The following is a 19,151-nucleotide window of genomic DNA, read 5'->3' on the forward strand; positions in this document are numbered from 1 at the left end:
TCCTGAAGACACTGATATGCATGCCGGAAATGAACGAAGAATTTACTCCTGAAATAACCGTATCCCTGGTCAAGAGATTAATTGAAGATCAATTTCCGCAATGGTCATCCTTAGAGATCAGACCAGTTAAGAAAAGTGGCTTCGATAATGTCACATTCCATCTCGGCGATGAATTGTCCGTTCGCCTGCCACGCCTGAAATCATTTTCCACCCAACCTCTTCGAGAACATCAGTGGCTGCATAAGCTGGCCCCACACTTGTCGATTCAGATTCCCGAAGTCATTGCATTGGGAAAACCTAGCGCGGAATATCCATGGCACTGGTCTGTTTGTAGATGGATTGAAGGAACGAGTTTTAATTCATTTACACGAAAAGAATTGCAACAACTTGCGGTTCCTTTGGCTGATTTTTTGAAAGAACTGCATGCAATAGATGGTGCCGGTGGTCTAGAGCCAGGAGAAGAAAATTTTTTCCATGGAGCCTCGCCCAAAGTAAACGATGCAAAGGTTCAAGAGGCCTTTGAAAAGATTGATCGCTATATCGATATCAATGCCGCCAAAGAAATTTGGTCGCGTGCAGTGAGTTCTGAAATTGTTAAAAAACCAGTATGGTTCCACGGTGACATGAACACTGGGAATTTCATTGAGAAAGACGGAAAGCTTGCTGCCGTGATAGATTTTGGAACAATGGGAGTGGGTGATCCCGCTTGTGACCTAAAGATCGCATGGACTCTTTTCGATAAACCTGCTCGAGATTTATTTAAAGACCACCTTGGCTATGATACTGGAATATGGGATCGCGCCAAAGGCTGGGCTCTCTATAACAACAGTATCTATGGCTTAGCCTTCAATAAAGATCTTACTCCCGAAGGTATTCAGAGATGTCAAAAAATAGCAGAGAAGATTTTCGAAGATTGATTTTGAATAAAGCCCCTTGTTAGTTAGACAAGTTCGCTATCGAAAGGCACTGGCTTAAAAAGCAGTGCCTTTATTAGTTCAGCGAACAACTCATCACACGTTTCGCATTTCCACATCCGCTACGGGTGCGGCAGCGCAGTACGAAAAGGGAACTGTTACCTCAAGGTGTCGGAGATGATGGATTGGGCGCCGTTGGCGAGTAACTCTTCGGCGCGGGGGGATTCGTTAACGGTCCAGAAGCTTACTGGCACTCCCCGCTTTATGTATTTTTTTAGCTGCGGGATGGTTACGTAGCGGTGATCCAGGTGCAGGATGTTGGCGTGGATATAGGGCGCAAAGAACATCAACTTTAAGTACCAGCGATTGGCTGGGTCTTTTTCTTTGGTTGCTAGTAATGCTCTTGGTACTTGCGGTAGCAGGCGATGCAATACGCGCACGGCCAGTGGGTTGAAGCTTGAAAACAAAATTCTTTGGAAGGCATCCGTTTCACGCACTACTCGCGCCACTTTTTCTTCCAGCCTGTGATCCGTTGCCTTTTTGGTTTTCAATTCGATATTTAAGTACTTCGGCACATCAGGGCTTAGCAAAACTTCGCGCAAGGTTGGGACGTTCGCCATTTGTTCAAGCTCTGCGGCGGAGACGTCTGCCACTTTTCTTGGGTCGTTGGCGATGCGTTTCAGATCCTCGTCGTGAAAGACCACGACGTGACCGTCTTTGGAAAGCTGCACATCCATTTCAATCATCTCAAGACCGCGCTCTTTGGCAGCCTTAAACGCAGCCAAAGTGTTTTCCTGGGCTCCGCCCTGCCAATAACCGCGATGTCCTTGGATACGTGGTGGGCGCACTCCGTTCTTAGGCCAGGGTTCCGCTTTCCAGCACAGGTGCCGGTAAAGCAGAAATCCAAAAGCGCACAAGACCAGCAGCGCGAGATAAATCATTTAGTGGCCTTGCCGGATTCTTCGGTAAACGTTGGAATATCGCGATTGCCTTTGATCTGAAACTTGCGAGTGACTTTGCCGTCCTTCGTCTGCACGTTACCTTTTAGCATTCCGAATTCATCCCAGGAACCTGAGGTCGTGATTTTGCCATCTTTGCCAGCTTTCGCTTCAAGTCCCGTCCACTGCAGACTTTGATTGCTTTTCAAGCGAACATCGCCGCGCAGGTCTTTCAAAGAAAGAATCTGATCCACCCACCAAGAATTTGGCGTTACTGATTTTAAAACTTCTGCACCCGCAGAGTCATCCTCGACATTCAGACTTTGCGCCTGGGCGTTCATGACGATTTCCCCGTGCTGCAAATCAAACTTCGCTTTGGATTTTCCGAAGGTCATGCCTTCAACATCCAAAGTATTCAACTGCGCCGTGCCTTTTACAAATGAAGCCTTGCCCTGAATCAGGCGAGCTTCCGCATTCAGACTTAGAACACCGATCTCCCCGCCATTGGTCATCAATGATTGAATCACCGGAGCCAATGTCACTTCGTCAATATTGGAATTTAGCTGAACATCTTTAAAGTCACGGTCGGCTTTAACTTTGATGTTACCAATAAAACTTCCACCACGGGGTTCAGCGCGATTAACCGCTATATTCCAAGTATCGCCTTTAAGGGAAATCTCGCCCGCAATGCGATCGACGAATTGATTTTCACGGCGGCTTTTGTTTGAGAAAATAAACTGCAAGCCCTGATGCTCGCCCACCATGCGCATGTCTTTTTCAGACACGAACTCGGCCTGGCCTGTAAAGGATCCCAGATCACCAAAGAAGCGCGCTTTTTCCGGACGATTGATAAAGGCCAACAGCTTATCGATGCGCATGTTTTTGATATCGATCAAAAACGGCTTATAGCGAAGTGGATCCACCGAAGTGAACGATGCGTTTTCGACACTCATTTCGCCAAGATCGCCTTCCAAGCGCAGATCTTTAACTTCAAAGGGAGCAGACTTAAGTTTTTCGGCCTCGCCCCGCATGCGGGCTTTCGCGGAAATCCAAACCTGCTTGCCGTTCAGATCTTTTGAAACCATGTCGTACTTTTGCAAAACCTGAAGCACCTGACTTAGCGGAATGTGCTTCACATCGGTTTCCACGTTCAGCATATGATCCAAAAGTGAATAATGCGCAATCACGCTGTAGTGACCTTCACGCCAGTTTCCGAAAAAATGTGCCTGCAGGGATTGCTCGGGCATTTCTTTGTATTCCAAAAACAGATTCGCATGGGACAGATAGTCCCCGACGGTTTCGTCTTTTAGGAAATTCGTTTTGGCATGAACTTCAACCACGCGGGGCTCGAAAGATTTAACCTGCGCCTTGAAACTTAAAAACTCGGAAGGATACTGGGGATACTGCGCGGAAATAATTTTGAAGCTGCTGATATTCAGTCCGCTGATATCGTTGCGGTACTTTTCGGCTTGTTCCAATGGAGACAATTTCACCAAAGGTGCGCTTTCTTTCGGACGATGGTTGTTTTCGTTGGCTTGTTGCTTTTCTTTTTCACAAGCTTCCACAGTTCCACGCAAAGTCAGAACCACATTGTCGGCATTGATGGTTTTCACCGGAGACTCTTTAGAGATCAATCCCCACAGTGAAAGCGGCAGACGCATTTCATCGATTTCCAAAACCGGCGACATCCAGCACGCTTGATCAGATTCCATGCGCACTTGTTTAATCACGACCGAGAATCGGGGCAGAATTCCATTAGCCAGACTGAGCTCAGCTGAATCAAACGAGACTTTAATATCTTTGTGAATATGGCTTGCCGCTTTTTCCAATTGCGATTTGATTCTTTGTGGAGAAAGCAAAGAACTGGTGGTGTAGCCAATAAGAAAAGCCAGGATCAAACCCGTTAAAAGGATTTTCATTCCTGGCTGTTCAGAGATCAAATATTTATCAGAACGACTGCGACGATCCATGACCTATTCTTATTCGAAAGATCATACTCGCCAAGTGAAATCCGCCTTCGCTAAAGCTCCGGCGTGACCCTTTGGGCTATTTGTACTCGAAGTGAAGGATTTCGAATTCCTTGTCACCTTTAGGGCTTTGCACTGTTACAGTGTCGCCCACTTTTTTACCGATCAATGCGCGCGCCAACGGAGAAAGCACAGAGATCATGCCTTTTTTAACGTCAGCCTCGTCAACGCCTACGATTTGATAAGCCACTTCTTCTTCAGATTCTGTATCAACAGCTTTAACATGCGCACCGAATACAACACGGTCTGCTTTGATAGCAGATACGTCGATCACGTCAGCGCCCGCCAATTTGCCTTGGATTTCAGCAATACGGCCTTCAATCATAGACTGGCGCTCTTTAGCGGATTCATATTCAGCATTTTCAGAGATATCCCCTTGAGCACGCGCCTCTTCAATAGCGGCGATGATTGTGGGTCTTTCCTCTAACAATAGCTTCTTAAGCTCTGCATCTAGCAACGCTTTTCCGCGAACTGTCATTGGAAGTTTGTCGTTAATACCTGTAGACATGTCTATCTCCACCGTTAAAGGGACATTACTTTTACCGGACTTCGGCAAACTTATCAACCGCACCCCTGCCTAGACTCGACGCAGCGCATTTGGATAATGCATTGAGCCGCATATTCTAGAGGCGTACCATAACCCCATATGGGTCAAAAAAAGAAATCCGAAATCATCTGCCGCTGCAACAATGTGTCCCGAGCGACCATTGAAAAGGCTATCACAGATGGGGCCAAGACCCTGAATGAAATCTTCGACACCACCACCGCCGGGGTTGGCCCCTGCGGTGGATCCTGCCGACGCAAACTCGCACCCCTTCTGGATCACTATTTAAGAACCGGTCAATTCCCTGAAAAAATTCAGGAGGATTTATCTGGTAAAATTTTAGTGAAAGAAGATGGTGGCGAGAATAAAGACTAAGATGCTTTTTGCTGATTCAAACGATATTGAATCATTTTGTGAACTTCAGGTCGACACGTACCGCACTGAGCACTAGCAGATGTCTGACGAGTCACGACTTCAGGAGTACGGGCTCCTGCAATAATAGCTTGATCAATAGTGTGCGCAGAAATGCCACGGCAGTGACAGACTTCTGTTTCACCAGCAACGGCTTGCCACTCACCACGAAGACGCAAAACCATCTCACGCAACAACAAGCTGCTGTGATCATGCCCTTCTGGCAAAGGCCATTTTGAAATATCCGCGCCAAACGAGCGGCGCATTTTTTTAATCATGTCCATAAATTCAGTGCATCCTACATGCGAGACTTTCAAAACCCGGCCCGGCACTGAAGGGCTATCACCTTCAGTCTCCACTTCAATAAAATCACGGCCGTCGAGTTCGACTTTAATCTTCATATAAGGTATAATTCTAGATGAAGATCCCTCTTGCCCCAAGGCCAGTTATGTTAAATCTCAAAATACTACTGCTCAGTCGAAAGTTTGAAATTTACAGCAGCCATCGTTTGGTCGAGGAAATCGTTTCCCGTGGGCACACTCCACTTCTGTGGGATCCTGAATGGCCCTTGGAGCGTTTGAAAATCAAGCCGGATATTATCATCCCCCGCATCAGCAGCTTTCAATTTCAAGGGGCTGTGAAGGTTTTGGGAGCCCTTGAATCCATGGCCGCCGTTTCGTTAAACCCGTCTCAAAATTATTCAGTGGCTCGCAACAAATGGCAGACCTATCAGGCACTGAGCGCAAATCACATTGCAACTCCTCCGACGTTTTTAGGTAACAGTTTCCTTTCTGTACTGCGCGGCAGTACAGAAAGGAAACTGTTACCTCTGGAATTCCCGGTCATTGTTAAGCAGTTGGAATCCAGCAAGGGCGATGGTGTTTTTCTGGCTAAATCTGTGGAAGAAATTTATGAGATTTTTCAGAAAACTGGGGATGCTGAATTGATTGTTCAAGAGTTTTTTCCTGAAGCTTTTGGTACTGACGTGAGGGCATTTGTTATTGGAGATCAGATTCATGCAGTGATGAAGCGCACGGCTCAGCCGGGAGAGTTCCGCAGCAATCTTGCTTTAGGTGGTACGGCCGAAGCATGTGAACTTCTACCCGGGGAATCTGAATTGATTTTAAAGGCGACTCGTCTTTTGGGTCTACAAGTCTCTGGTGTGGATCTATTGCGAACGCGTAAAGGCAGTCTGGTTTTAGAGGCAAACCCTTGTCCGGGGCTCGAGGGCATAGAAAAATATAGTAAGAAGAACCTTGCAAGCAGCATCATTCAATATGCGGAGGAGCTTTATGACAAGCATCAGACCTCGCGTTGAGCTGATTCCAATCTTTGAAGACAACTATGTCTTCTGCTTGATTGACCAGGACAATCAAGAGGTCCTTGTTGTGGATCCAGGTGAAGCTGCAAAAACCTCTCAATTTTTGAAAGAAAACAATCTGAAACTTCAAGGTGTTCTGTTAACCCATCACCACAACGATCACATCGGTGGGGTAAGAGCCTTAATCAGCGAACACCCTGCTCCGATTTACGCTCCTAAAAAAAACAAAACCCAAATTATCACTGCCGACAGCTGGGTTTCTGATGGCGAAAAAATCAAACTCGGCCCATTCGAATTTGAAGTGCTGGAACTTCCCGGCCACACACTGGGACATGTTGCCTACTGGGAGCCAAAATTTAAATGGTTGTTTTCAGGCGACGTTCTGTTTGGATTGGGCTGCGGTCGAATTTTTGAAGGCACTTATGAGCAGGCCTACGACAGCATTCAACGTTTAAAAAACCTGCCTTCGGAAACTTTGGTCTATTGCACGCATGAATACACCGAAGCCAATCTGACATTTTGTAAAATGCTCTCCAACCTCGACAACTCCCCGATCACCGGAGACAGCGAGGAACTGGAGATGTATGCAAACCAATTGCTTTCACGCCGCGAGATGAATCTGCCCTCGGTCCCATTGAAACTATCGGTTGAGTTAAGTGTGAATCCGTTTTTGTTAGCGAAATCCGTCGCGCAATTTTCATATCTTCGCGATCTGCGCAATCGACAATAATAGTGCCTTAAAAATAAAAAAGGCTTCTGATAATCAGAAGCCTTTTTTTTATTTGGATAAAGTAAGTCCGTACCTTTTTACTGTTCGATCACTTCGCAAGCGAAAGAGCCAACAGTCGTTTTTTCACCCAAGCCCCAGTAGTAAAGCTGTGCAGAGTGGTCTTTTACGTTTACAGAAAGTTCGAACTCAGTAGAACCTTCAACAGAGAAAATGTATTCAACAGAAGATGGAGTTGAATCAACATCCAACCACAATGCTGGACCGGTCAAATCACGAGTGTCCAATTTCAAACCACCAACTTGCAAAGACCATTGTTTCAAACCATGGCGGAACAAAACTTGGGGATTGTTTTTAAGATCCAATTCAGCTGGGATTTCAGCATTTTTGTTCAACTGAGTTACAGCGCAATCGAAAACGCGCTCATTAGCGAAAGAAACGGAAGCAAATAGAAGAGTTAGTGCGATAACTGCTGATTTCATGATCTATCCTTTGTTTTGATGGGGCATCCATACCGCAGACACCCCAAAAAGTCGCCAAAAATTATGCTTCGGTTTCAACAATCCAAGTGTCTTGGTCCTCGAAAAGCTGCTCCAGCAGCCCACCTTCAATTAAATAGTCCTCAGTGAATAGCTCATGAAGCGTCAGGGCCTTTTTAGTAAGTTCCTGGTAAGACAGCGTGCGCTGCACGTATTCTTCTTTGGACATCTTAGGACGCATTGGAGGGCGCTCCAGAACCTTTTGACCGTAAAGCAAGGTATCATAGCTGTAGCTATTAAAGACCAGGGCCTCGCAAGCCGTATACGGAGAATTTGTTCCCAAGTTGCTGGCACTTAAAGGTGCGCGCTGATTGAAAAGATCCACCACCATCTGAGCATCGCCCATTTCGGTGTTCGCACGGCAGTCCTGCCAGTATTTTGTATCCATTTGCTTGTTGTATTTGTAGTGAACTGCCAGGAACCAACGGAATGTATCCCAAGTTGCTGCAATTTCCTGATTGATCGCAGCGATGCTTGAGCTGTCCTGGTGGTTATTCGGCATCAGTTTACACAACGTCATGATGCTATGAACGGCTGTTTGAATCGCAGTGGATTCCAATGGCTCAACAAAACCGTAAGCGTTACCCAAACCGAACACATTTTTATTCCAGGCTTTTTTGTGGCGACCCGTGCGGAACTCGACCATTTTGTATTTTTCAAAATGACCGAATCTTTCGCGGGCTTCTTTGACCGCTTGCGCTTCGTCACAATAATCGGTGGAGTGCACATAGCCATAGTGATTTTCTGTGCGCATGGGAATCGTCCATGCCCAGCCATTCGGCATCGTCGTACATTGCGTGTAAGGTCGAATGTCACCGTTATTAGGCAAATCAAATGTCAGTGCGCGGTTGTTTCGTAAAGTGGAAGTGAAGGGAATGAACTCTGTTTTAAGCGCCTGACCCAAAATGCGCGAACGGAAACCCGAGCAATCAATGTACAAATCAAAAGAATGCTTCTGACCGTCATCCGTTTCAACAGAAGTCACAAAATCATTGTCGTCCTGGTGAACTTTTTCAACCACCGCATCGATGATGGGAATGTTACGGCTTTTAACAATTTTGTTCAGAAAGCTGATCAGATTCTTGTTATCAATGTGATACGAAAAGGGAATGCTTTGAAGCAAGGAGATCATCTCCCCGTTTTTCTCGCGAACCACGGGAATTTTATGATTGTCCATCAAGACCGATGCCCAATTGGCATTGTTGATATGGTCTTCGTAGTAAAAGCTTTCCTGCTGATGTCCCGCAAAGAAGTTAAAGTTAAAGTGATAGTCCCCTGGGCAGCCCCAGTCGAAGCGAATTCCCAATTTGATTGTTGGCTTCACCGCCTGAAAGAACTCCTGCGGATCAATACCCAAAGTTCTGTGCAGGAAAGGCACGATCTCTGTGGTTGTGGACTCGCCCACGCCGATCACCGGAATTTTACTGGATTCAATCACCGAGGTTTGGATTTTAGGGTGCAATTTTTTAAGCGCTAAGGCCGCCAGGTAACCGGCTGTTCCGCCGCCCAGGATTCCGATGGATTTGATTTCTGTGGCTGGATATTTGGAAAAATTCAGGTAACTAAGATCAAAAGCTGTGTCGATTTGCTCGGACAAAGACGCCATGGAAAAACCTCACTTAAGAGGCCCGGTTATCCCATAACGTCGCTTAGGATTCAAAGGTCTTTAAGACTCAAAGAACTTTTGCTGCCATTTTGAGCGGCGCTGGTCCGTTACGCCATATTCGCTAAGTAAAAATTTCTGAACGCTGCCTGCTTTGGACTTCATTTCTTCCAGGGCCGCATTCAAAAAGGTCTCGTGAGCGCCCATCATGTACTGAAATCCTTCCATGGCTTTTCCTGACAGAATCCCCTGAAACTGGGTCATCAGGTTATTACGGAACGGCTCTAGGCCCGTTTGCGTCGTCAGGTAATCCTGCATGACTTGGTTTTCTTCCACACCCAGGCCCAACAACAACAACGCTGTTCCCACACCTGTTCGATCCTTGCCGACAGCGCAGTGCTGAAGCATGCCCTTACCCTGCATTTCGTCCATCACGGCAAACATGCGGTGATAGGCAGAGTTATCGAAAGGTAAAGTGCGATACAATTTTTCCATATACTGTGGAGGAATATTTTCCAGATGTTCTTTGGTAAAAAAGGAACCCAAGTTCGCACTCATGCGATAGGCCACAGGATTGGCTGGACAGTTTTCATAAACCACCCCATCCCACAAAACGTCTTTATCATGAGACGCTTCTGACGGATCACGGAAGTCGATCACATGGCCGATCTTGGTTTGCAGTAAAACGACATCATCACTGGTAAGTTTATTCAAAGCGCCCGAACGAAAAAACTGACCTGATTTAAGCTGATGACCTTGAACAGAAACATGACCGCCTAAATCGCGGAAATTGATGGCACCCGTTAGTTTCAAATTGAACTCCGATTTATTGAATCGCGTAGACGTAAAAGTGACCTTCGCGTAGTTCGTATTTTACATCACTACCCAGAATATCAAAGCCGTATTTCTGGCCCCAGCTCTGCGGAGCTGTTATTGGATCCTGACGCTTTTGAAAGGCTGGACGTGGGTCCAATTCGAGAATGCTGATAATGAGATTGCGAAGATTGTTCGCACCCTCGGGATCACGCTTTTTGATTTCAGCTTCAGCCTCAATGGAAAACACGATATCGGTCCGCTCTATGGGATCACTTGCCCACCCCGCGTTCGCTTCAGGAATGGAGTCTGCGTAGGGAATATAGGGCTTAATATCAAGCACCGGCGTTCCATCAAGAAGATCCACACCGTGAACGTGAATCTCGGGGCCGCCCTTGGCATCGAAATCAATTTTTTCAATTTTTACGGCAGACATACCAATGGGATTTGGTCGGTGCGGAGAGCGCGAAGCCAGCACGCCGACTTTGCGATTCCCACCCAAACGCGGCGGACGAATGCTGGGTTTCCAGTTTTTGCCCCCGTGTTCGTGAAAGACAAAGACGATCCACAAGTGTGAGAATTCTTCCATGCTACGAATGGCCGTCAACAAATCCGGATCAGGAAGAAGTTTAATAATTCCTTTAGCAGGATTCGCAAGACCCGGCTGGCGAGGAATTCCAAATTTATCATGAAAGGGTGTTTGCACATGCCCTATCGCTGAAAATTCAAAACTCTCGCCATGCTTTTGCATTAGTTCTGAACACCAATTTTGATTGGAGCGCCATCGATGTCAGAGTCATCAACGTGTGCACCTTTTGGAGTTGCAGTCATTGGCAGGATATTCAATTTAGCTGTCAAAGTTTCGGAAGTGATCATGTCCTTGTGCGCGTTCAAAGCGTCAAGCAAAGCGCCGTCGCAGGCGATTTCTAGAGTGATTTTGTCATCTAGCTTAAAATCGGCTGTTTTGCGGGCAACTTGGATCTTGCGCATGATTTCGCGAGCCAAACCTTCACGCTCTTGTTCAGGCGTGACTGTTGGATCCACCTCGATCGATACCACTTGGTGCACTGACAAGTTCGCGTTGCCACCTTTAGGGGCTCTGCGGATTTCAACGTCAGCTAGTGTGATCTCTTCACCATCAACCGTAACAGAACCACCCGTTTCAAGTTTCAGGATGCTTTCCAGAGGCAAGGCCATGATGCCTGCGCCCACTGATTTCATCTTAGGTCCTAGGCGTTTACCCAATACTGGGAAGTTTGCCTTGGCAGTTACTTGTACGAATTGGTCTTCGTTCGAGTTGTAAACAACTTTACGGAAGTTCAATTCATCAACGAAGAACGGTTCGAACTTTTTCAAAGTCTCAAGCAACGTTGCACTTCTGTGGATGATTTTGATTTCATTCAATGGGATTTTCGCCTTCACCCCGATTTTTTCACGGTGATTACGACCCAACGTGACCAATGTGTCCATCGCCTTCACCGCTTCTTCAAGCTCTGGACGAAGCATAGAAAGATCTTCTGGTGGGAAGCTTTCCAAATGAACAGAGTCCTTCTTGTTCGGAAGAACTTGTGACAGGTTTTTGTAAGTCACTTCCGACATGAACGGAGCAAACGGCGCCATCAAACGTGACAACGTCACAAGTACTTCATGCAAAGTCTCGTACGCGTAACGTTTTGTTTCAGGCATGCCTTCTTGCCAAAACAACGAACGGTTGAAACGGATGTACGTGTTCGTCAGGTCTTCGATGAATTGAAGTAAATGAGGAACCACGTTGTACAGGCGATAAGCGTCCATCTCTTTGTGAGTGTTCGCGATCAAACCGTTCAAACGGGAAAGAACCCATTGGTCTAAAATATTCGGAGATTTCTTAGCATCGCCTTTTGGCACGAAGCCATCGATGTTCGCGTAGTTCGCGAAGAACGAATAAGAATTCCACCATCTCAATAGGATTTTACGAACGATGTCGTAAACGCCTTTTTCAGAGAATTTCAATTCCTGAGCTTTCACAACTGGAGAGTCGATCAAATACAGACGCAAAGCATCCGCACCATGCTGATTCAATACTTCCATTGGATCAGGATAGTTTTTCAAGCTCTTCGACATCTTACGACCGTCTTCAGCCAACACCAGACCATTCACAACAACGTTTTTGAATGGAGCTTGGTTGAACAAAGCAGTCCCAATGATCGAAAGCGTATAGAACCAACCACGAGTTTGGTCCAAACCTTCAGCAATGAAGTCCGCTGGGAAAGCTTTTTTGAATTCTTCCACATTCGCTTCAGGGAAACCCCACTGCGCGTATGGCATAGAACCCGACTCGAACCAGCAGTCCAAAACGCCATCAACACGTTTAAGTGGTGATTTACCCGTTGGGGAAGGGATCGTGATTTTATCAACGAACTCAATATGAAGATCTTCAACTTTTTGGCCGGATAGTTTTTCAAGCTCCGCACGTGAGCCGATACACATCACTTCGCCTTCTGCATTTCTCCAGATAGGAAGTGGCGTACCCCAGAAACGATTACGAGAGATCGCCCAGTCCCGAGCACCTTCCAACCAGTTACCGAAGCGACCATCACGAAGATGATCCGGAACCCATTGAGTTTGCTTGTTGTTCGCAATTAATTGCTCTTTGATTTTTTCAACAGCCACAAACCATGAAGACACCGCACGATAGATCAGCGGAGTATCAGAACGATAGCAGTATGGGTAACTATGTTGGATAGTATCTTGTTTGAACAAGTTCCCTTTGGCCTTCAAAGCCGCGATGATGTCTTTATCCGCTTCTTTAACGCGCTTACCTTGATAATCCGGAACTTCTGCGGTGAACATACCGTCATCGTCCACTGGGTTTACCAATGGGATGCCAGCTTTCGCACAAGCATAGTAATCTTCCTCACCGAATGCTGGTGCCATATGAACCACACCCGTACCGGATTCAGTCGTTACGTGATCTGAAGTGATAATACGGAACGCACCTTTTTCAGCGCGGTCGCCAAAGTATGGGAATAGAGGTTCGTAAGTCAGACCCACAAGCTCAGAGCCCTTCATCATTTGCAATACTTCAACTTCTTCATCTGGTTTTTTGAACACAGATGGAAGCAGCGCTTGCGCCAGGATCAATTTACGACCTGTCGCTTTTTCTTGAACCTTGACGTAATCCATTTCCACGCCCACAGCCAAAGCCATGTTCGATGGAAGAGTCCAAGGAGTCGTCGTCCAAGCCATCACTGCAGTATCGGGCTGGTTGATGAGTTTAAACATCACCGTGATCGCAGGGTCTTGAACCATTTTATAGTTTTGATTCGCTTCGAAATTTGAAAGCGACGTCGAGATCCCTACAGAGTAAGGAACAACTTTGTAGCCTTCATAGATAAGACCTTTTTTGAAAAGCTCCTGGAACACCCACCACACGGACTGCATGAAAGAAACGTCCATAGTGAAGTATGGATTTTCCATATCCACCCAACGACCGACTCTGCGTACAGTTGTTTTCCACTCAGTCGAGTAGCGTTTTACAATCGAGCGACAAGCGTCGTTGTATTCAGCCACACCCATTTTGAAAACGTCTTTGCGGGATTCAATTTTATGAGTCTTGTTGATTTCGTACTCTACCGGAAGACCGTGGCAGTCCCAACCGAAACGACGAGGCACTGTGTAGCCCTTCATCGTCCAGTAACGAGGAACAACGTCTTTCAAAACACCGGCAAGTAAATGCCCGTAGTGAGGAAGACCTGTCGCAAACGGAGGACCGTCATAGAAGCTGTATGTTTTTTTGCCTTTAGGATCCAAAGTTTGTTGAAAAATCTTTTGTTGATCCCAGAAATCAAGAATGCCCTCTTCTTGCTTGGCAAGTTGGACATCAGGTTTTACAGCGCTATAAGGAGTCTTTTGGGTGTCTTTTGCATTCGTCATAGGTAGTTAAGATTTATCAGGTTTTCCCTGATCTTGCATCTCTTCAGGACTATAGAAAGAGCGAATGCGCTGCGCATCAAGACTCTTTTCTTTATCGAACAGGAGTATAACAGATCTATGCAACACTCAGAATCCTCCCCGACCGTCCCCGCAAGAACCATCACTCTGCTTTTAGGCTTCACTGTGGGGATTATCGCCGCAAATCTGTACTATGCACAGCCCTTGGTAGCTCTGATCAGTCAGTCGCTGGGAATTCAGACTTCGTCCGCGGGCCTGGTTGTGACGCTGACTCAGATTGGCTATGGCCTGGGAGTTTTGTTTTTAGTCCCCCTGGGGGATCTGGTTGAAAACAAAAAGCTGATTCTGACCCTAATGGGCCTGACCATCCTGGCTCTTTTGGCTTTGGGAGTGGCTACTCACGTCGCACCTTATTTTTCCGCCGCTTTGATTTTGGGAGTCGGCACTTCCGCAGTGCAGATCGTCGTTCCCTATGCCGCCCACATGACTGCAGAATCACACAGGGGACGTGTGGTCGGTAGCCTGATGAGTGGCTTGATGTTAGGGATCATGCTAAGCCGCCCGATTTCAAGTTTACTGACGGATATGTTTTCCTGGCATGCGGTGTTTTTTCTGTCAGCGACACTGATGCTGGTGATGGCGGTGATTCTGTACCGCTTTTTGCCACAGCGAAAACCCGAATCACAAAGTTTGCACTACGGTGCTTTATTAGCCTCGATGGGCAGACTCCTAATTCACACGCCGGTATTACGTCGGCGCGGTGTTTATCAGGCCTGCATGTTCGGCGCTTTTAGCTTATTTTGGACCGCGGTGCCGCTGTACTTGATGAGTCCGACCTATCACCTGTCCCAATCAGCGATAGCGTTATTCGCGTTTGCTGGCGTTGCTGGAGCGATCTCTGCACCCTACGCAGGAAAGCTTGCTGACCGCGGCTTTACCACGCAGGCCACGATCGTCGCGATGTTATCTGTGATCGCGTCCTTTGGCGTGACTCACTTGCTAGAGCCGGGATCATTCAAAGCTTTGGGAGTTTTGGTTTTTTCAGCAATTCTATTGGATGCAGGCATCACAGCCACTTTAGTCTTAGGGCAAAGAGCGATTTTTTCCCTTAGCCCGGAATATCGTGGACGTCTGAATGGACTTTATGTCGCAATTATTTTCGTCGGCGGCTCCATTGGCTCCTATGCAGGAGCCTGGGCCTACTCGAAGGGTGGTTGGGATTTAACAACCAAAGTGGGAGCTTTATTTCCGGCAATCGCATTGGTTTACTTTTTAACCGAGTGGATCACCGGATTTCGCAAAAAATAATCTACTTCTGGTCGCTGGATTTGATTGTGAAGATCAAGCGTGTAAGTTCCGCAAACTCCGCTTCAGTCATGTTCTTAACTTCATTTGCCAAGATCATTCCGTTAAGCAAACGAATGCCCTCTGAAGAGCGTGGTGCCTTACCACGGGTCAAAGCCACGCGATAGATCACCTCGTGAAGAATGGCCGCCGCACGATCCTGGCTATTCAAAGCCTTCCAATAGAAACTATTGATCGTGTACAGGGATTTCTTCGGATATGACACCGGCTTTTGCACCACCAATAACTCCAAAGAGCAATTCTTGCTTGGTAAAACCACAACTCCGGCGTCATCCAGAACATTCGGCAAATAGCCTTTTACGAAGTTTGCTTCCTCATAGAAGGAATTCACGTGAGCTGATAAAGTTGCATAAAGAAATGGATGCAATTTTTCAATGCGTTTCAGGTAAGTCAGTGCAAGAATAACTTCATCAGGGATTTGGGACTTGTTGGGCAAATCAAGCGGCGCCAACTCCCACTGCCAGCCATAGCGCAAATCCAATTCAAAGCGATCATAGAAACCCACAACCCGATTTCCACAGATCACGACATTTCCCGCATTACCCACAAATGTCCACGCATGACTTAACGCTGGCAAAGCCAACAAACCTACAAACAAAAGACTCTTCACTAAGTTTCTCATTTCTATCTACCTTCCGGATACCGTTACAGGTACCAATTGAACTGCCAGGCTGTACACTTCCGTTGTGTCGCCTTTATCCATTAACTCGGCCATGCGCACATTGAAATCCAAAATAATTTTTTTAGCTTTTGCCAGATTCTTTACATTCGCCGGAAACACCATACTGGTGATACTACGGGTATCCACCGGATCGCGATGCAACGATGTCACAGAACGCCCGATCATCTGACGATGAAATTCACGCATCACTTCTGAAGGCACTTCAGTCGGCGCGCTGACGTTGGTGTATGCCGGAACAAACTTTCCACCTTCATCCACAATCAAACCCGCATCCAAAAGGCGACTCAGGGCACCTTCTGCTTGAAGCATAGAGATCTCCAAACGATTCACTATACTATTGATCGTGTGATCAAAGCCTTTCGTGGATATCAAATTGAAGATTGCCAGATGCTCCCAGTCCGAAATAATCGCAAATTCATCTTTTGAAATAGAGCGCAGAGTGCTTGTCGGTTGCGCCTTTGCCGTGGCAATCAGGGATTGCATGCGCTCTTTGTCTTCAGGAGCCAGCTTCAGTAGCTCAGCGATACGTTCGGTGACTTTTGACCCTGGAATGTAACGCCCATGGATCAACTCCCACAGACGACCTTGCGTCAGCGAAAGATCGCGAGCAAATGCACGCATTGAGTATTTAGGATTCTTTCGCCTGCGGGCCAAAAAAATCTCGTTAAAGAAGTTCGAAAGCTCTGATGTTTTTTTCATTGAAGTGTTCCCCATGGCGAAAAAAACTATTTCAATAATGTAACCGGCGCAATGCTCTTGCCGTGGTGCTCTGACTCCAATGGAGTCGTAAATTTAAGAGGAAACGCCATCAGAACACACGTGGAATGTGGTGGAATATCTAGAACTTGGAGCTTGCTGTCAATATCTTGTTTGGATTTTAATCCCGTTGGAGTCACGGTTCTCACGTAACTCCAGACAGCAGAATTATGGATTGTGAACTTTGGAAATTTCAAGCTCACGGAAAGCTTGGGTGACTTCGTCGTAGAACGACAAATGTCCGTTTTCCAGGTCAAAATAAACACCGATCAATTGCAGACCACGGTTTTTCACCGCGAAATCAATGAACGGGAATGTTCTTAAATTATCCAATGACGTAACGATGGAAGTTTTCTCGCACTCGCGGCACTGCTGATCCAGATCACTGTGAGCGTGCGCTGCCAGAACTCGGTTTTTAGCGTCTTCAGCAATACTCATCCACTGTTGAACGAAACCACCTTCGCGAATCACTTCTGGCTGGAATAGAGAGCGAATACCACCGCACTGACGGTGACCCAGAATAACGATGTTCTCGACCTGCAGATTTACGACAGCAAATTCGATGGCGGCGGAAACCCCGTGAAAACCACGGTCAGACTCGAATGGCGGCACCAGATTGGCCACGTTGCGAACGACGAAGAACTCCCCCGGCGAAGATGAGAAAAGAATCGCTGGATCCACGCGGGAATCACTGCAGGCGATCATCAACGTTTTGGGACTTTGACCAGTGGACAGACTATCGTACACAGAGTGCTGCTGCTCTTCCTTAAAGAAGCGCTCGCGGAATCTGCGGAACCCGACCATCATTTTCAAAATTTCTTTTTTGGTAAGAAGAGATTCTTGCGTCATGGGATAATGCTTTAATCCCAAGAGAGGAATTGTACAATTTGGGCTTTGCATTCTGACGCATGGCATTGCGTCAGAATGCATGAAGGTGGGGCTGAGCCTTAAGTTCCAGAGCGAGCAACGTAATCGAACATTTCTTTGCGGCCACCAAAGGTGCATTTTCCATCACTGCAGTTACGGGTCGCACACTTGCCCCGCAGAGTTTCGGGGGCATTTTGATCTGTCTTAGCGACACATACTTTTTTGAAGCCGTCTGCTGCAGCCACCGTTGAGGCCGGCTTGCGCGGCTTTGGGGAAGACGCTCCTTTAGTTGGGCCCGAATCTGCTTTCAAGGTCACGTTGATTGGAGCGGGCTCTGCCGGTTCCTGAGAAACGGCTTTAGGTGGAGCTTTTTTAACCACAGGTTCTGGCTTTTCCGGCATCTTTGGCAACTCGGCCATTGGATCCACATCCAGTTCCTGAGCTTCCGCCTTTATAGCACCTTTGCCTTTTTTCTTTTTAAACTTGGCGATTTTTTTCGGTGCAGGAGCTGCATCGTCTTCTTCTTCAGCGAAGTGTTTCGCACGAACTAGCTCGGAGTACTGATCCAGCACCGCGATTTCTCCACGAACCTGGCAGTCGTTATTGGAACCCTTGGTGCAGATTCGCTCCACACACTTGCCACGCAAACTGGCCAGGGCGTTGCGATTGGTCTGACCAATACAACGCGTGATCACGATCTCATTTTTTTCATTAGTGCGTTCGGCTTTGCACATATCCTGTTTGTCGCCGTCAGCAAAACAGCTGGCTACGATTTCTGGTTCTTTTACTACAGGCTTTTGCGCACAGCCCACGGCAAGAAGGGCCAATAGTACAACAACGTGCTTTTTCAATGGATTCCCCTTTTGGTGTCTGAATCTAAATTTAGCAAAATCTGCTATGTGAGGTAAAGTACAGAGAACCTTCGAATTCAAACTGAGACTAAAATAGAGTTCCTTACGCCTTGTTCCCTTGGGCGGATCTATAAACAAATTATTTCGACTTAATAACCTCTATATTGGCTATTAAAAGCACCACAACTTATTCCCAACACTTGAAAGGTGTTGCATACTGAAAGGCATGAAACATGTACTGGTCACAGGCTTTGAGCCCTTCGGCGATCAAGCCATCAACCCTTCTGAAAAACTCGCTTTGGCGTTGGCGCAGAACCTGCCACAAGTGACCTCCCTGATACTACCGGTGGAGTTTGAGCTGGCGTTCACAGAGCTGGAAAAATTTTGGGATACCGGGGATTTTAAAGCTGTGATTTTATTGGGCCAAGCCGGCGGTCGCAGTCATATTTGCCTTGAGCGCTATGCCCACAATTGGATGGAGAATAAAAAACCAGACCACAGAAATCCTGCCATCCCTGCTCGCTCCATAAGTGCTTCCGCTCCCGCTGCATTGATGACCCCTTTGGCGGTAGAGGAACTTCGCGATACTTTGAACGACATCCATCAAAATCCAAAACAGGAACAGGCTCCGGTGAGTGTGACCCTGTCGGCCGGAAGCTATGTCTGCAACTATGTCTACTTCCGGGCACTCGAAAAAATAAAAAATATCCCGGTCCTCTTTGTGCATCTTCCCTATTTTCCGGAGCAGACGTCCGCGACGGCTCCAGCTCCGAGCATGGACTTCAACAGTCAATTGGCGATTCTTTCTTCTCTGATTCAGCAACTCGCAAAAAAATAGATTGCTGAGCACTCCTTCCCAC

19 protein-coding genes are annotated in these 19,151 nt (G+C 46.9%); 6 read left to right on the plus strand and 13 right to left on the minus strand.

Annotation, left to right across the window (positions count from 1 at the left end; genetic code table 11):
• The first annotated feature begins 29 nt into the window (after window positions 1-29).
• Entirely contained in the window at window positions 30-917 is an 888-nt protein-coding gene (locus tag ACLVWU_RS10980; protein ID WP_413574743.1) for an aminoglycoside phosphotransferase family protein, read from the plus strand.
• A gap of 155 nt (window positions 918-1,072) precedes the next feature.
• Here the strand turns inward: ACLVWU_RS10980 and ACLVWU_RS10985 are convergent, their stop codons facing one another.
• The 3 genes from ACLVWU_RS10985 to greA form a co-directional block, all read right to left on the minus strand.
• Window positions 1,073-1,855: a glycerophosphodiester phosphodiesterase gene (locus ACLVWU_RS10985; protein WP_413574744.1), complete on the minus strand. Its 783-nt coding sequence runs from the start codon at window positions 1,853-1,855 to the stop codon at window positions 1,073-1,075.
• Window positions 1,852-3,822 carry a hypothetical protein gene (locus tag ACLVWU_RS10990; RefSeq protein ID WP_413574745.1) on the minus strand — a complete coding sequence of 657 codons (1,971 nt, stop codon included), beginning with the start codon at window positions 3,820-3,822 and terminating at the stop codon, window positions 1,852-1,854. The genes ACLVWU_RS10985 and ACLVWU_RS10990 overlap by 4 nt, the downstream gene beginning before the upstream one ends.
• Before the next feature lie 76 nt (window positions 3,823-3,898).
• Window positions 3,899-4,387, minus strand: a complete 489-nt coding sequence (gene greA, locus ACLVWU_RS10995; protein ID WP_413574746.1) for a transcription elongation factor GreA — start codon at window positions 4,385-4,387, stop codon at window positions 3,899-3,901.
• A gap of 138 nt (window positions 4,388-4,525) precedes the next feature.
• Between greA and ACLVWU_RS11000 the strand changes: the two genes are divergently transcribed.
• Window positions 4,526-4,798, plus strand: a complete 273-nt coding sequence (locus ACLVWU_RS11000; protein WP_413574747.1) for a (2Fe-2S)-binding protein — start codon at window positions 4,526-4,528, stop codon at window positions 4,796-4,798.
• Here the strand turns inward: ACLVWU_RS11000 and ACLVWU_RS11005 are convergent.
• Entirely contained in the window at window positions 4,795-5,235 is a 441-nt protein-coding gene (locus ACLVWU_RS11005) for a bacterioferritin-associated ferredoxin (RefSeq protein WP_413574748.1), read from the minus strand. The two genes, ACLVWU_RS11000 and ACLVWU_RS11005, sit on opposite strands and share 4 nt — an antisense overlap.
• A gap of 47 nt (window positions 5,236-5,282) precedes the next feature.
• Here ACLVWU_RS11005 and ACLVWU_RS11010 point away from each other — a divergent pair, with 47 nt between their 5' ends.
• The gene (locus ACLVWU_RS11010) at window positions 5,283-6,152 is read left to right on the plus strand and encodes an ATP-grasp domain-containing protein (RefSeq protein WP_413574749.1); all 870 of its coding nucleotides are present in this window, start codon (window positions 5,283-5,285) and stop codon (window positions 6,150-6,152) included.
• Entirely contained in the window at window positions 6,127-6,885 is a 759-nt protein-coding gene (gene gloB / locus ACLVWU_RS11015; RefSeq protein WP_413574750.1) for a hydroxyacylglutathione hydrolase, read from the plus strand. The genes ACLVWU_RS11010 and gloB overlap by 26 nt, the downstream gene beginning before the upstream one ends.
• Window positions 6,886-6,962: 77 nt before the next feature.
• Here gloB and ACLVWU_RS11020 read toward each other — a convergent pair whose 3' ends face one another.
• From ACLVWU_RS11020 to ileS, 5 genes are all read right to left on the minus strand, one after another.
• A complete protein-coding gene (locus ACLVWU_RS11020) occupies window positions 6,963-7,364 on the minus strand; it encodes a hypothetical protein (protein WP_413574751.1) in 402 nt (133 codons plus the stop codon).
• Between the two features lie 61 nt (window positions 7,365-7,425).
• Complete coding sequence (locus tag ACLVWU_RS11025) at window positions 7,426-9,027, minus strand: tryptophan halogenase family protein (protein ID WP_413574752.1); 1,602 nt, start codon at window positions 9,025-9,027, stop codon at window positions 7,426-7,428.
• A 60-nt stretch (window positions 9,028-9,087) separates the two neighbouring features.
• The gene (locus ACLVWU_RS11030; RefSeq protein ID WP_413574753.1) at window positions 9,088-9,837 is read right to left on the minus strand and encodes a tyrosine-protein phosphatase; all 750 of its coding nucleotides are present in this window, start codon (window positions 9,835-9,837) and stop codon (window positions 9,088-9,090) included.
• Between the two features lie 13 nt (window positions 9,838-9,850).
• Window positions 9,851-10,588, minus strand: a complete 738-nt coding sequence (tsaA, locus tag ACLVWU_RS11035; protein ID WP_413574754.1) for a tRNA (N6-threonylcarbamoyladenosine(37)-N6)-methyltransferase TrmO — start codon at window positions 10,586-10,588, stop codon at window positions 9,851-9,853.
• Window positions 10,588-13,752, minus strand: coding sequence for an isoleucine--tRNA ligase (gene ileS, locus ACLVWU_RS11040; protein WP_413574755.1), 3,165 nt, complete (start codon window positions 13,750-13,752; stop codon window positions 10,588-10,590). The genes tsaA and ileS overlap by 1 nt, the downstream gene beginning before the upstream one ends.
• A 117-nt stretch (window positions 13,753-13,869) precedes the next feature.
• On the opposite strand from ileS, the gene ACLVWU_RS11045 reads away from it, so the two are divergent.
• Window positions 13,870-15,078, plus strand: a complete 1,209-nt coding sequence (locus ACLVWU_RS11045; protein ID WP_413574756.1) for an MFS transporter — start codon at window positions 13,870-13,872, stop codon at window positions 15,076-15,078.
• 1 nt (window position 15,079) lies between these two features.
• On the opposite strand, the gene ACLVWU_RS11050 is transcribed toward ACLVWU_RS11045, so the two are convergent.
• The 4 genes from ACLVWU_RS11050 to ACLVWU_RS11065 form a co-directional block, all read right to left on the minus strand.
• A complete protein-coding gene (locus ACLVWU_RS11050; protein ID WP_413574757.1) occupies window positions 15,080-15,757 on the minus strand; it encodes a hypothetical protein in 678 nt (225 codons plus the stop codon).
• A gap of 6 nt (window positions 15,758-15,763) precedes the next feature.
• Window positions 15,764-16,516, minus strand: coding sequence for a TIGR02147 family protein (locus ACLVWU_RS11055; protein WP_413574758.1), 753 nt, complete (start codon window positions 16,514-16,516; stop codon window positions 15,764-15,766).
• A 225-nt stretch (window positions 16,517-16,741) separates the two neighbouring features.
• Window positions 16,742-17,422 (minus strand): carbonic anhydrase, encoded by a 681-nt coding sequence (locus ACLVWU_RS11060; protein WP_413574759.1) that lies wholly within the window; start codon window positions 17,420-17,422, stop codon window positions 16,742-16,744.
• A gap of 98 nt (window positions 17,423-17,520) precedes the next feature.
• Window positions 17,521-18,291 carry a hypothetical protein gene (locus ACLVWU_RS11065; protein WP_413574760.1) on the minus strand — a complete coding sequence of 257 codons (771 nt, stop codon included), beginning with the start codon at window positions 18,289-18,291 and terminating at the stop codon, window positions 17,521-17,523.
• Between the two features lie 226 nt (window positions 18,292-18,517).
• On the opposite strand from ACLVWU_RS11065, the gene ACLVWU_RS11070 reads away from it, so the two are divergent.
• The gene (locus tag ACLVWU_RS11070; RefSeq protein WP_413574761.1) at window positions 18,518-19,129 is read left to right on the plus strand and encodes a hypothetical protein; all 612 of its coding nucleotides are present in this window, start codon (window positions 18,518-18,520) and stop codon (window positions 19,127-19,129) included.
• The last annotated feature ends 22 nt before the right edge of the window (window positions 19,130-19,151 follow it).

The organism is Bdellovibrio sp. HCB290 (assembly GCF_047305925.1).
In the GTDB taxonomy this organism is placed as follows: Bacteria; Bdellovibrionota; Bdellovibrionia; order Bdellovibrionales; family Bdellovibrionaceae; genus Bdellovibrio.